This is a genomic window from Sulfitobacter brevis (assembly GCF_900112755.1).
GTDB classification, from domain to species: Bacteria; Pseudomonadota; Alphaproteobacteria; order Rhodobacterales; family Rhodobacteraceae; genus Sulfitobacter; species Sulfitobacter brevis.
This window is the reverse complement of the sequence record NZ_FOMW01000001.1, coordinates 90,996-104,213: the sequence shown is the minus strand read 5'-3', so window position 1 is coordinate 104,213 and position 13,218 is coordinate 90,996. Positions and strand designations below refer to the sequence as shown.

General features: G+C 60.7%; 11 protein-coding genes. 5 read left to right on the top strand and 6 right to left on the bottom strand.

From position 1 onward, the window contains the following. Positions 1 to 9: 9 nt before the first annotated feature. Entirely contained in the window at positions 10 to 600 is a 591-nt protein-coding gene (locus BM174_RS00575; protein ID WP_093921886.1) for a GcrA family cell cycle regulator, read from the bottom strand. A 424-nt stretch (positions 601 to 1,024) separates the two neighbouring features. On the opposite strand from BM174_RS00575, the gene BM174_RS00570 reads away from it, so the two are divergent. From BM174_RS00570 to BM174_RS00560, 3 genes are all read left to right on the top strand, one after another. Then, positions 1,025 to 2,197, top strand: coding sequence for an aspartate aminotransferase family protein (locus BM174_RS00570; protein WP_093921885.1), 1,173 nt, complete (start codon positions 1,025 to 1,027; stop codon positions 2,195 to 2,197). 74 nt (positions 2,198 to 2,271) lie between these two features. Then, a complete protein-coding gene (gene argF / locus BM174_RS00565) occupies positions 2,272 to 3,177 on the top strand; it encodes an ornithine carbamoyltransferase (RefSeq protein WP_093921884.1) in 906 nt (301 codons plus the stop codon). After that, positions 3,167 to 4,177 (top strand): 2-dehydropantoate 2-reductase, encoded by a 1,011-nt coding sequence (locus BM174_RS00560; RefSeq protein ID WP_245766219.1) that lies wholly within the window; start codon positions 3,167 to 3,169, stop codon positions 4,175 to 4,177. The genes argF and BM174_RS00560 overlap by 11 nt, the downstream gene beginning before the upstream one ends. A 26-nt stretch (positions 4,178 to 4,203) precedes the next feature. On the opposite strand, the gene BM174_RS00555 is transcribed toward BM174_RS00560, so the two are convergent. Together BM174_RS00555 and BM174_RS00550 are read right to left on the bottom strand one after the other, a co-directional pair. Continuing rightward, positions 4,204 to 5,682, bottom strand: coding sequence for an inorganic phosphate transporter (locus tag BM174_RS00555; protein WP_093921882.1), 1,479 nt, complete (start codon positions 5,680 to 5,682; stop codon positions 4,204 to 4,206). Positions 5,683 to 5,904: 222 nt separating this feature from the next. Beyond that, entirely contained in the window at positions 5,905 to 6,363 is a 459-nt protein-coding gene (locus BM174_RS00550) for an NUDIX hydrolase (protein WP_093922225.1), read from the bottom strand. Between the two features lie 150 nt (positions 6,364 to 6,513). Between BM174_RS00550 and gndA the strand changes: the two genes are divergently transcribed. After that, a complete protein-coding gene (gene gndA / locus BM174_RS00545; RefSeq protein WP_093921881.1) occupies positions 6,514 to 7,944 on the top strand; it encodes an NADP-dependent phosphogluconate dehydrogenase in 1,431 nt (476 codons plus the stop codon). Positions 7,945 to 8,015: 71 nt separating this feature from the next. Here the strand turns inward: gndA and BM174_RS00540 are convergent, their stop codons facing one another. From BM174_RS00540 to BM174_RS00530, 3 genes are all read right to left on the bottom strand, one after another. Continuing rightward, entirely contained in the window at positions 8,016 to 8,606 is a 591-nt protein-coding gene (locus BM174_RS00540) for a L,D-transpeptidase (RefSeq protein ID WP_093921880.1), read from the bottom strand. A 267-nt stretch (positions 8,607 to 8,873) separates the two neighbouring features. Further along, complete coding sequence (gene metG, locus BM174_RS00535) at positions 8,874 to 10,586, bottom strand: methionine--tRNA ligase (RefSeq protein ID WP_093921879.1); 1,713 nt, start codon at positions 10,584 to 10,586, stop codon at positions 8,874 to 8,876. A 68-nt stretch (positions 10,587 to 10,654) separates the two neighbouring features. Beyond that, entirely contained in the window at positions 10,655 to 11,896 is a 1,242-nt protein-coding gene (locus BM174_RS00530) for an MFS transporter (protein ID WP_093922224.1), read from the bottom strand. A 275-nt stretch (positions 11,897 to 12,171) separates the two neighbouring features. On the opposite strand from BM174_RS00530, the gene BM174_RS00525 reads away from it, so the two are divergent. Next, complete coding sequence (locus BM174_RS00525) at positions 12,172 to 13,215, top strand: aldo/keto reductase (protein ID WP_093921878.1); 1,044 nt, start codon at positions 12,172 to 12,174, stop codon at positions 13,213 to 13,215. Positions 13,216 to 13,218 lie beyond the last annotated feature (3 nt).

Below are 13,218 nucleotides of genomic sequence, written 5' to 3'. Positions count from 1 at the left end.
TGCGCTCGATCAGCGGCGGCGGTCGCGCCGCGCGCTCATCGGCTGGAACGCCACGCCGACGTGGGCCTCGCAGTAAGGCTTGCCCTGTTGGACCGGCAAACCGCAGAACCAGAAATCATCCGTCGCGGGATCACCCACGGGCCATTTGCAGGTCCGCTCGGTCAATTCCATCAGGCCGATCTTCTTGGCCTTCTTCTCGATTTCGCTGACCTTGGCCAAAGCCTCGGGGCTGATCTCGTTGGCCGAGGGCTGCGGTGGCAGCGGCTGACCGGCAGGGATGATCTGTTTGCGCATTGGCAAAACCGGGCGAGGCGCGGCTTCGACCTCTACTTCAGGCTCGGGCTCTGGGGTTGTAGCCTTTGGCTTGGCTGCGGCCTTGGGCTTGGTCTCCGCTGCAACTTCGGGCTTGGGTTTGGCGTCGGGCTTTCCGGCGGGTGCCGGTGCGCCGGTCGCCGCGCGGTTGGACAGGCCCAACCGGTGGACCTTGCCAATCACCGCATTGCGCGTAACGCCGCCCAGCTCTTTCGCGATCTGGCTGGCAGACTGGCCTTCCCCCCACATCTTTTTGAGGGTCTCTACACGGTCATCGGTCCACGACATATGGGGTTCCCCAGTTAAAAAGCGGCCCACGTTGCCCGGACCGCTTTGTCAGAATTCAGCACCCATTTTACCCGCTCGGGCGGCAGGCGCAAGCAGGGAAGCACGCAGCACGGTCCAAAGGGACGTGCGGTGGTGCCATCAGGCCTGCCCTATATAGGGGCATTGGGGTGCTGTGCAAATTTTTCCTTTGACTGTGCGCGCCCTTGTTGCCTATGCATCCGCCATGATCAAACGCGCCACATACCTGCGACGACAGCCCCGCTAAGCCGTCCCGCGCCGCCCTTTTAGGAGGGCGATCTATTTGCTGCACCGCCGCAGCAGAGCAACAAACCCCCATTGACCCTGCGCAAACACCATGGCTTTGTGGCATTTCAGTTGCCTCGACAGCAATTTGGTGCTGCCCCCAGACGATAGGACGATCACGATGATCCCAACAGTATTGCCGACCTATAACCGTGCCCCGCTCAGCTTTGTCAAAGGCGAGGGCGCTTGGATGATCGAGGCGGATGGCCGCCGTTTCATCGATCTCGGTGCCGGTATTGCGGTGAACTCTCTGGGCCATGCGCATCCGGCGCTGGTCAAGGCGCTGACCGATCAGGCCAATATGCTGTGGCATACCTCCAACCTCTACGGGATCCCCAACCAGCAGGCGCTGGCCGATCGCCTGGTCGAGCACAGCTTTGCCGATACCGTGTTCTTTACCAACTCCGGCACCGAGGCCTGCGAACTGGCGGTTAAAATGGCACGTAAATTCTTCTATGACAAAGGCCAGCCCGAGCGTACCGATATCATCACCTTCTCCGGCTCCTTCCATGGCCGCTCCTCCGCAGGCATCGCCGCGGCAGGTTCTGAAAAGATGACCAAAGGCTTCGGCCCGCTGCTGCCCGGTTTCATCCACCTCGAGTTCGGCGACCATGAGGCGCTGGCCAAAGCGGCGGCCGAGCCTACCGTCGGTGCCATCCTGATCGAACCCGTGCAAGGCGAGGGCGGCATCCGCCCGCTGCCGGATCAATGCCTCAAAGGCCTGCGCGATCTGTGCGACGAACACGGGCTGCTGCTGATCCTCGACGAAGTGCAATGCGGCGTTGGCCGTACCGGAAAACTCTTTGCCCACGAATGGGCAGGCGTGACACCTGACATCATGATGGTCGCCAAAGGCATCGGCGGCGGCTTCCCCCTCGGTGCCGTTCTGGCCACCGAAGAGGCCGCCTCCGGCATGACCGCAGGCACCCATGGCTCTACCTACGGGGGCAACCCTTTAGGCTGCGCTGTCGGCTGCGCCGTGATGGATATCATCGCCACACCGGAATTTCTCGCCGAGGTGAACCGCAAATCCGGCCTGATGCGCCAAAAACTCGAAGGGCTGATTGCCGCCCATCCGAATGTTTTTGAAGAAGTGCGTGGCGCGGGCCTGATGCTCGGCCTCAAATGCAAAGCTCTTAACAGTGATGTGGTCGCTGCCGGCTATGCCCAAGAAATCCTCACCGTCCCCGCAGCCGACAACGTCATCCGTCTGTTGCCTCCGCTCACCATCACCGACGACGAGATATCGCAGGCGATCTCGCGCCTGGATGCCGCCGCGGCCTCATTGACCTAAGCTCTTTCTGGCCAAAAATATCCTCGGGGTCCGGGGGCAGACAGCCCCCGGCGCTCGCAAAACTGAGACGACTTATGACCCATTTCCTCGACATTCACCAAACCGCACCTGAAGACCTGCGTGCGATCATCGACCAAAGCATCGCGATGAAGAACGCCCGCGCAGGCCGCCCCAAGGGCGCACCGGACGATGACCAACCGCTGAAAAACCACATGGTTGCGCTGATCTTCGAGAAACCCTCGACCCGGACCCGCATCTCCTTTGATGTCGGTGTGCGCCAGATGGGCGGGCAGACGATGGTGCTGTCGGGCACCGATATGCAACTCGGCCACGGCGAAACCATCGCCGATACCGCCCGCGTACTCAGCCGGTATGTCGATCTGATTATGATCCGCACCTTTGAAGAGCAGACCTTGCTCGACATGGCCGAATACGCCTCTGTGCCGGTGATCAACGGGCTGACCAACCGCACCCACCCTTGCCAGATCATGGCCGATATCATGACCTTCGAGGAACACGCAGGCCCGATCAAAGGCCGCAAGGTGGTCTGGTCTGGCGACGGTAACAACGTCTTTGCCAGCTTTGCTCATGCCGCCAAACAGTTTGATTTTGAACTGATCTTCACCGGCCCGACGCCGCTAGACCCCGAAGCCGCCCTCGACGGGCTTTACACAACCGAGCGCGACCCCTTCAAAGCGGTGCAGGGCGCGGATCTCGTGGTCACCGATACATGGGTGTCGATGCATGATCCGCAATCGGCCCGCGAACGGCGTCACAACCAGCTGCGCGGCTATCAGGTTAATACCGAGCTAATGAGTGCGGCCAAACCCGAAGCTTTGTTTATGCACTGTCTGCCCGCGCACCGCGACGACGAGGCCACCAGCGAGGTCATGGATGGCCCGAACTCGGTGATCTTTGACGAGGCCGAAAACCGTCTGCATGCGCAAAAATCGATCATGCGCTGGTGCCTTGGAAAATAATCCCCACATCGTTGTTGCAGGGGCAGGCGCGATCGGCTGCTTTGTCGGCGGGTTGCTGGCGGCAGGGGGGCACCGTGTCAGCCTGCTCATGCGCCCGCGCATGGCGCAGGAAATCCGCGCCCACGGCCTGACCCTGACCGACTTTTCCGGCATGGCGCAGCAGATCAACCCGGACGAAATCCACCTGACTGCCGACCCGACCATTCTGTCGACGGCTGACATTGTCTTGGTCACGGTTCAATCGGGCGATACCGCCGCCATCGGACGCACTATTGCCGCTTTGGCCCCTGCAAATGCCATCATTATTAGCCTGCAAAACGCGATCACAAATGCTGAAACCCTCGCGCGTATCCTGCCGGATCACGATATCCGCGGCGGCATGGTACCGTTCAATGTGATCCCCTTGGGGCAGGGGTGCTTTCACCGCGCGACCGGCGGTGATCTGGTTATCGCAACGGGCGCGGGCGGGCTTGGCGATACGTTGACTGTGCCGCACCTGAAGGTAGACGAGACGCCAGAGATCGCCGCCGTGCTTTGGGGCAAGTTTCTGGTCAACCTCAACAACGCGCTCAACGCGCTGAGCGGGCTGACTTTGCAAGAGCAACTGGCACAGCCTGCATGGCGCCGCCTGATGGCCGATCAATGGGCTGAAGCGCTCGGCGTTTTGCGCGCCAAGGGCATTCCGGTGGTCTCGACCACGTCTGCACCGATCTGGGCGGTTCCGGCCCTTCTAAGGCTGCCGACGGCAGTATTCCGGCGGGTGGCTGCGTCGATGTTGGAGATGGACGCACAGGCCCGTTCTTCCATGTCACACGCTTTGATGGCCGGTCGTCCGACCGACATTGATGCGCTGCAGGGGCAGGTCTTGCGGATGGCTGCTGACCTCGGTCGTGCGGTCCCGGTGACGGCTATGGTCTATGATGTGCTGCAATCTGCCGAATTGGCGGGCGAGGGGCTGCCCAACCTTCCCGCCGCCGCCCTACGTCGCGAGATAGGCTAACCTATCCACAGACGCTCGCCTTAGCCTTAGCCTGCAAGGGCATTCAGCGCGTAGAACACCACCGCCGACATCGTTGCAGCAGCGGGGACGGTGATTACCCAAGCGGCCACGATGGTCATAAAGTGCGACCGCCGCACCAATTTGCGCCGCCGCCGTTCTTCGGGGGCGATACGCTTGACGATACCGCGCTCAGAAGGTTGGCGCAGGCGGCGTTCCATATGCCATTCACGGTAAAACCCGACACCGAAAACCCCGCCCACGGCGATATGGGTCGAGCTGACCGGCAGGCCAAGCCAGCTTGCCACGATCACGGTGATCGCCGCTGACAATGCCACACAATAGGCCCGCATCGGGTTAAGCTTGGTGATCTGGCTGCCCACCATCCGGATCAGGCGCGGGCCGAACAGGAACAAGCCAAATGAAATGCCGAATGCCCCGATGACCATCACCCAAGTCGGGATCGAAACCTCGACGCCAGAAGCGCCGTATTGCGTCGCATGGACAATCGCGGCCAACGGACCGACGGCATTGGCCACATCATTTGCCCCGTGAGCAAAGCTGAGCAGTGCTGCGGAGAACACCAAGGGCAGACCAAACAGCGCCTTGACCGATTTGTTGCGGTTTTCCATGCCAACCGAGGCGCGCCGCACCAGCGGGGCAGAAATGGCATAGACGACCAGCCCGGAAACAACACCGATCACCAGCGCGCTGGTGGTATTGATGTCGATAACTTTCTTGAGGCCTTTCAAGGCCAGATAGGCAGCAAAGACCGCTGCCATGATCGCCACCAGCACCGGCACCCATGTGCGCGCGGCGGCGACTTTGTCTTCTTGATAAAGGATACGTGCCTTGATGAAGGCCAGAAACGCCGCGGCAATTGCGCCGCCGAGCACCGGTGAGATCACCCAGCTGGCCGCGATCAGCCCCATCGAATTCCAGTTCACTGCCGAGAGCCCTGCGGCCGCGATGCCAGCACCCATGACACCACCCACAACCGCATGAGTTGTCGAGACCGGTGCGCCGACCCATGTGGCCAAATTGACCCAGAGCGCGGCAGAGACCAGCGCCGCCATCATTGCCCAGACAAAGACGTCTGTGTCGGCGATGGTGGCAGGGTCGATAATCCCCTTGGAGATCGTCGAAACCACATCGCCACCTGCCAGCAAGGCCCCCGCACTTTCGCAGATCGCGGCAATGACAATCGCGCCGCCCATAGTCAATGCTTTGGCCCCGACCGCCGGCCCCATGTTGTTGGCCACGTCATTGGCGCCGATATTGACCGCCATATAAGCACCGAAAACCGTTGCCGCGATCACCACAAAACCCGAAGGTGCCAGCCCGAAGATCATCGCGGCAATCGCGCCTGCGATCATCATAAAGATCAGCGCCAGCCCCATGCCGACCATCGGGCGCGACACATAGGCCGTGGCCAGTTCTACTTGGGAAATACGGTGAAGATCGGTGTCCAGTGACTTCCACTGGCTGCCTTGGGGTTTATGTCCCATGTTTGGTTCGGTTCCTTCGGCAAACGGTTCTGCCCGAGCCCCCCGAACAGCATCTTTAAGCGTCTGTGAGGTGCCACAAGGCGGCCCAACACGCAAGTGAGCGCATATAAAACAGTTTCACTGCGGCGCAACCCCCACAAAAGCGGTTTTCACACACGAAAAAGCCCAGAGGCGCGGGCCACCGGGCTTAAAAGCATGAAGTCAGGAAGGCGAGATAGGCGCTCAGAGAGCGTATAAGATTGCCTTAAGGTCCGGCTCGTCCACCAGAGTGGAGGCTTCCTTGGGGCTGAACCACGCGCGCTTGCGCTCGCTGGCTTCGGGGTATTCGGTGCTTAGATCGCGTACACGGGTCAGATAGACCTGCGCGCGCACAGGCACGGTCAGACCTTCGGTCAGGCGCTTGTCATATTCGTAAATGCCCATCGGGGCGCTCTCGATATCGGCCTCGGTGACGCCCGCTTCTTCCCACGCTTCCTGCAAGGCCGCACCCGGACCATCCAGCCCGTCAATCGGCCACCCTTTGGGCACGATCCAGCGTCCGGTGTCGCGGCTGGTGATCAGCAACACACGTTTGCCGTCCTCCGTATCGCGATAGCACAGGGCAGCGACCTGAATTTGCTTCGGGCGCTTGAAGAGGGGCATGATCACATCGGACCATGCACGTTTGATCGGGTGCATCATACTCATATCGGGGCTGCTCAATCGGGTTTGTTTATTATTATCCTCCAAACATAGCACAATTTTAAGGGGAAAATCAATCCTTTAACTGTTACTTGCGCTTTGGCGGGCTGCGCCCCACATTTGCACCGTGCAAAAGAGGGATCACCGACGATGACAGAAACGCGCAACGGGGCCGATATCGGGGTGTACGGTTTAGGTACGATGGGGGCGGCGCTCGCGCTCAACTTTGCCGAGAGCGGGTTCTCGGTGGCGGTGTGCAACCGCGAGGCCGATTGGGTGGCCCCTTTCATCGAGAGCGCAGGGCCGTTGGCGGACCGTTTGACCGGTGCAGAAACCCTTGAGGCCTTTGTCGATGCGATAACACGGCCCCGCAATATCCTGTTCATGATCCCTTCCGGCGCGCCGATTGATGCGATGATCGATGCCATCACCCCCTTGCTCGATGATGGCGATACCCTGATCGACGGCGGCAATGCTGATTTTAACGATACCCGCAGACGCTCCGCCGCGATGGAGGGAACGGGGATCCACTTCGTCGGCATGGGCGTTTCCGGCGGTGCGGAGGGCGCGCGGCACGGCCCGTCGATGATGGTCGGCGGCAGTGATCATTCTTGGCAGCACCTGCGCCCGATGGTCGAGGCCATTGCCGCGCGGTTCGAGGGCGATCCTTGCGTGGCGCATCTGGGACCGGATGGTGCGGGGCATTTCGTAAAGACCGTGCACAACGGTATTGAATACGCGGATATGCAGCTGATTGCTGAGGTTTACGGGTACCAGCGCGATGTGTTGGGGTTGCCTGCGCCGCAAATCGGCGCGCAGTTTGCCCAGTGGCAAGACGGGCCGCTCGCCTCTTACTTGGTTGAGGTCACGGCGGCGGTGCTTGCCAAAACCGATGCCGCTACGGGACTGCCGACCGTCGAAGTGATCTTCGATCAGGCGGGCCAGAAAGGCACAGGCCGCTGGACAGTTATCGAAGCGCTGAAGCTCGGCCAATCCGCCAGTGCAATCGAGGCTGCGGTCGGCGCGCGTGGCTGGTCCTCGGAAAAAGACACCCGAGTGATGGCAGAGCCGTTGCTGCCTTCAGGCAGGCAAGACGCCGCAGTAGTTTCGGCAGAAGATCTGGAAATGGCTTTGCTGGCGGGGCGCATCATCGCCCATGCGCAAGGCTTTCGCCTGCTGTGGGCCGCATCTGCCGAGTTCGGTTGGGCGCTGGATATGGCGCGTATCTGCGAGATATGGCGGGCTGGTTGTATCATCCGCTCGGCGCTCTTGGGTGATTTTGTCGCGGCGTTCCGCGCTGAATTGCCAGCCGATCATCTTATTCTCGCGCCCTCGCTGCGCGGGCGGTTGGACGAGGCAATTCCCGCCTTGCGCCGCGTGCTGGGTGCTGGTGTAGCGCAGGGCGCTCCGATGCCTGCGCTAAGCGCTTCGCTTGCGTGGTATGACACGATGCGCACGGCGCGGGGCACTGCAAACCTCATCCAGGCGCAACGCGATTTCTTTGGCGCGCATGGCTTTCGGCGGACCGATAAGGCGGGGAATTTTCACGGTGATTGGGACCGCGACGACACGCCGGCCTAAAGAGAGCTGCACATAAAAAAGCAGCGCCTCTTGCGGGAGGCGCTGCTCGATTTCCCCGTAAGGGGATGGGATTAAGAAACCGTCGGCTCGTAAAGCACAACGCGCGTATCCATCGGCACGCGGTCGTACAGCTCGACCATCTGGTCATTCACCAATCGCGCACAGCCGTTAGAGACGCGCCGCGCCAGCGTGTTGGGATCGTTGGTGCCGTGTACCCGCAAGAATGTGTCACCGCGACCCGGCTGGAAAAGATACAGCGCGCGCGACCCGAGCGGGTTGTCCAACCCACCGTCCATGCCGTCTTTGTGCTTTGCGTAAAGCTCGGGCTGGCGGTCGATCATCCCAGGGGTCGGGGTCCAGCTCGGCCATTCCTTTTTGGCGCCGATAAAGAACTCGCCCGCCTCATAAAGGCCGGGGCGGCCCACACCAACGGTATAGCGCATCGCCATGTTGTTCGGCATCGTCCAGTATAGCGCGAACAGGTCGGGATCGACGTGAATTTCGTAAGGGGCAACACCCTCGGCGATGGGAACCATGCGTGGCAGATGGGCTTCTGGCACATTGTAGTTCGGAATGATCTTGCCCCCATGCGCCTGTACGGCACCTGCAGTAAATGCGGCGCCTGTGGCTGCGAGACCGGTGACAAATGTCCTCCGCTTCATAACGTACTCCTCAAACTTTCAATCTGTGTTGCAGACAAAACTTGCCAAACCGACAACAGGTTCCCGTTTGTCTGCTGGGTTCACCAAATGTTGTTATGAAGCCACATTACACCACATCCCAGTGGCTCCCTTTCACCTTTCGGTGAGCGGCATCGCGCCAATGCATTGGCTAAGTTGCCACCTTCGGGCTGAGGATACGGAAGAAGGGGTAGGGGCTACGGCGGGGCGCATGAATAGCGTCCCGCCGACAATTGGAATTATCGCGTCCTAAGTACGGATGCCTGCAAACCGCTCCGCCCAAGCCTCGCGGTCTTCGTCGGAGATTTTGGCAAAAGATACTTCCGGCACTTCAAACGCGTGACCTGCTTTCAGTGTCCCGAGCGCGGTAGGCACATCGTCGGGCCAATCTGGCGCATCGATTTTCATCGCGGCCAACATCTTTTCCGCAGCCTCGGGGATAAACGGCGCCGACAGCGTTGCATAAAGCGGGATAAGGTTGAGCCCCAGACGGACCTGCGCGGCGGCCTTGTCGGGGTCGGTCTTGAACGTACTCCACGGCGCTTGGGCCTGCAAATACTCGTTGCCTGCCGCCCAGATCGCCCGCAATTCCTGCGCTGATTTGCGCACTTCGACAGCGTCCATGTGGTCTTGATAGCGCGCAACCCGCTCGGTAAGGTCAGCGATCAGCGCGGCCTCGGCCTCCCCATATTCACCGGCCTCAGGCACCTCTTCGCCAAACTTGGCGCGACAGAACTTGGTGATCCGGCTGACAAAGTTGCCAAGCACATCGGCGAGGTCCTTGTTGACCGAGGTCTGGAAGTTCTCCCAAGTGAATTCCGCATCCGAAGTCTCCGGCGCATGGCTCAGCAGCCACCAGCGCCAGTAGTCAGCAGGCAGAATTTCCAACGCCTGATCCATGAACACACCGCGCCCGCGCGAGGTGGAGAACTGGCCGCCGTCATAGGTCAGGTAGTTGAACGACTTGATATAATCGACCAGCTTCCATGGCTCGTTCGAGCCCATGATGGTCGCGGGGAAGCTCAGCGTATGAAACGGCACGTTGTCCTTGCCCATGAACTGGGTATAGCGCACGTCGTCCGCGCCCTTATCGGTGCGCCACCACCGCTCCCAGTCCTCGCCCTTGCCCGCATCTACCCATTCCTGCGCGCTGGCGATATACTCCACCGGCGCGTCAAACCAGACATAAAAGACCTTGCCTTCCATGCCGGGCCAGTCTTCGGTGCCGCGCTTCACCGGCACGCCCCAATCAAGGTCGCGGGTGATGCCACGGTCTTGCAGGCCGTCGCCGTCGTGCAACCATTTTTTGGCGATGGAGGTCGTCAGCACCGGCCAGTCGGTTTTCTGTTCAATCCATTCGCTCAAGCGGTCCTTCATCTGGCTTTGACGCAGGAACAAATGCTTGGTCTCGCGCATCTCAAGATCGGTAGAGCCGGAAATAGTGCTGCGGGGGTTGATCAGGTCAACGGGGTCCAACTGCTTGGTACAGTTGTCGCACTGATCGCCACGCGCGCTTTCAAATCCGCAATTGGGGCAGGTGCCTTCGATATACCGGTCGGGCAGGAAACGGCCATCGGCATTGGAATAGACCTGTTCCTCGGTCACTTCCTCGATCAGCCCCTCATCGGCCAAGACACCGGCGAAATGCTGGGTCAGCGCGTGGTTCTGCGGCGAGGAGGAGCGCCCGAAGTGATCGAACGACAGGCCAAAGCCCTCGGCGATGCGGGCCTGTACCGCGTGCATCTCGGCGCAGTATTCGGCCACGGGTTTGCCCGCCTTGGCGGCGGCAAGCTCGGCAGGAGTGCCATGTTCATCGGTCGCACACAGAAACAACACCTCGTTGCCCCGCGCCCGCAGATAGCGCGCATAGAGATCGGCGGGCAGCTGGCTGCCCACCAGATTGCCCAGATGCTTGATGCCGTTGATATAGGGGATCGCGGAGGTGATGAGGTGCCGTGTCACGGGGGAAATATGCCTTTGGTCGTTGGGTTGCCCCGCTTTAACAGGCCCCCCCGCGTCGCGCCAGCCTATCAGTCAAACTCGCTGTCTTTGTCGCGGTTGCGCAGCCTGCCAAACAATCGCCCGACGATAAACGAGGTGCGCGGTGACGAAACGAATGGCGTGCGCGTGGCGGGGCTGGCACGGCTGCGCATCCGCGTCAGGCCAAACCCGACCAACACCAGATGTGCGACCGAGATCATCAGGAACAGAGCCGCAGGCCCGTAGTTTTCGATCAGTACAGACGCCAGATAGGGGGCAAAAATCGCCCCGACGGCAAAATAGAACATCAAGGCCGCCGAAAGCTCGACCCGCTCCTCGTCGCGGGCGAAATCATGGGCATGGGCGGCGGCGACTGAATAAATCGGAAAGGTGGTAAGCCCGAAAAACCCCGCCGCCAGCATAATCCCGATCGTGCCCATCCCCGCAGCGGCCACCGTTACACCAGCGCTTACAATTGCGGCAACCGAGAGCCAGATCAGCACCCAGCGTCGGTCATATTTGTCCGCCAGCCAGCCCACCGGATATTGCGCCAAGGCCCCGCCCAATACAAAGGCGGACAGAAACCACGCGATCTGCCCCGCGCTCAAGCCTACTTCTTGGCCGTAAATCGGCCCGACCATCCGAAACGACGCACTCGACACCGCTGCAACCACCACACCCGCTGCCGCCAGCGGCGAACGCTCCATCGCGAGCCGTGGGCGCAAGCGCGGTGAATCCGGTGTCTCTGGTTGCTTCACGGTCGACAGCGTCAGCGGCAGCAACGCGGCACAGCACAGGATCGCCAGCAGGTTATACGACACATAAGACGCAGGCCCCAACACCCCGATGATCATCTGCGCCGCCAGCGATCCACTCATATCGACAACACGGTAGACCCCCATGGTGCGGCCCCGTGTTTCGTTGTTCACCTTGGCCTGCAACCATGCCTCGATCACCGTGTAGCACCCTGCCACACACATCCCCGACGCCACGCGCATCACGGCCCAGGCATAGGGGTTCACCACCATCATATGCGCCATCAGCCCGATCGCACCTGCGGCTGTAAACGCCGCAAAAGCCCGACTGTGCCCGACGCTGCCCATCAGTCGCGGCGCCCACCAACAGCCAATGAAAAAGCCAAAGAAATGCGCGGAGCCGAGCAAGCCGATCTCCTGCCGCGAAAACCCCAGCTGCAAGCCCGACAGCACATCAAGCGGCCCCACGCCGCCCGAGGAGAGCTGCAAAAGAATGACCGATAGAAACAGGGCCGCAAAGGAAATGAGCAAACGCATGTCCGCAGTTATGCCCGTTTGCGCAAATAACCCAAGAAGGTTCTCACCCAAACCATCACTTTTGCGCCAGATCCGCCAACTGCCCAGCTTCATTTGGCCCGTTAAACTCCGGGGGCGCTGCGGCCAAAGGCCAAAGCGGGGGCAGCGCCCCGAACCCGCCATCGAGTTGCGGAACCGCCCCGCCACTCATATGACATCTGCAACACACCAGCCCAACATCCCGCGCACGCCTCACCTTTGAGGGGTAAACCGCGGCAAATATCCGGAGCAAGACTATGAAAATGAAGAAACTTGGCAGCAGCGATATCGAAGTCTCGACCCTTTGCCTCGGCTCGATGACTTGGGGCACCCAGAACACCGCTGAAGAAGGCCACGCCCAGATCGACCGCGCGCTTGCCGCAGGGATCAACTTTATCGATACCGCCGAGATGTATCCGGTCAACCCGATCAGCGCCGAAACCGTTGGCCGCACCGAAGAGATTATCGGCCAGTGGTTCGCCCGCGACCAGCGCCGCGCCGATGTGGTGTTGGCCACCAAACATTCAGGCGAGGGCATGGCCCATGTTCGTGATGGCGCCCCGATTTCGTCGAAAACCATTCCCCAGACCATCGAACAGTCGCTTAAACGGCTCAAGACCGACTACATCGATCTCTACCAGTTCCACTGGCCCAACCGTGGCAGCTATATGTTTCGCAAAAACTGGAGCTTTGACCCTTCCAGCCAGAACCGCGCGGAAACCATCGCCCATATGGAAGACGCGCTGGGCGCCCTGCAAGACGAGGTTAAACGCGGCACCATCCGCAGCTTTGGCCTGAGCAATGAAAGTGCTTGGGGGCTGACGCAATGGGCCGCCGTAGCCGAGCGCACGGGCGGGCCGCGCCCGATCTCGGTGCAGAACGAATATTCGTTAATGTGCCGTCTGGCCGATACCGATGTGTCCGAGACCTGCGTCAACGAAGAGATCGACATGCTGGCCTTTTCGCCGCTGGCAGCGGGTTTTCTGACCGGCAAATACCAGAATGGTGAAATTCCCGCTGGTTCCCGTATGTCGCTGAACCAAGACCTCGGGGGTCGCAAGACCGACCGCGCCTTTGAAGCTGTCGCAGCCTACCTGAACGTGGCGCGCAATCACGGGCTCGATCCGGTGCATATGGCGCTGGCATGGTGCGAAACGCGGCCCTTTATGGGGTCGGTGATCTTTGGCGCAACCACGATGGACCAGCTTGAAACCGCGCTGGGCGCGATCAGCGTGACCCTAACGCCAGCCGTCCTCGAAGAACTGGACGCGGTGCACAAAGCCCACCCGATGCCCTACTAAATA

Excerpts from the sequence above, each read along its gene's own strand:
- argF (WP_093921884.1), top strand. The coding sequence starts at position 2,272 with ATGACCCATTTCCTCGACATTCACCAAACCGCACCTGAAGACCTGCGT.
- BM174_RS00550 (WP_093922225.1), bottom strand. The coding sequence starts at position 6,363 with ATGATGCACCCGATCAAACGTGCATGGTCCGATGTGATCATGCCCCTC.
- BM174_RS00575 (WP_093921886.1), bottom strand. The coding sequence starts at position 600 with ATGTCGTGGACCGATGACCGTGTAGAGACCCTCAAAAAGATGTGGGGG.
- BM174_RS00555 (WP_093921882.1), bottom strand. The coding sequence starts at position 5,682 with ATGGGACATAAACCCCAAGGCAGCCAGTGGAAGTCACTGGACACCGAT.
- gndA (WP_093921881.1), top strand. The coding sequence starts at position 6,514 with ATGACAGAAACGCGCAACGGGGCCGATATCGGGGTGTACGGTTTAGGT.
- BM174_RS00540 (WP_093921880.1), bottom strand. The coding sequence starts at position 8,606 with ATGAAGCGGAGGACATTTGTCACCGGTCTCGCAGCCACAGGCGCCGCA.
- BM174_RS00530 (WP_093922224.1), bottom strand. The coding sequence starts at position 11,896 with ATGCGTTTGCTCATTTCCTTTGCGGCCCTGTTTCTATCGGTCATTCTT.
- BM174_RS00570 (WP_093921885.1), top strand. The coding sequence starts at position 1,025 with ATGATCCCAACAGTATTGCCGACCTATAACCGTGCCCCGCTCAGCTTT.
- BM174_RS00525 (WP_093921878.1), top strand. The coding sequence starts at position 12,172 with ATGAAAATGAAGAAACTTGGCAGCAGCGATATCGAAGTCTCGACCCTT.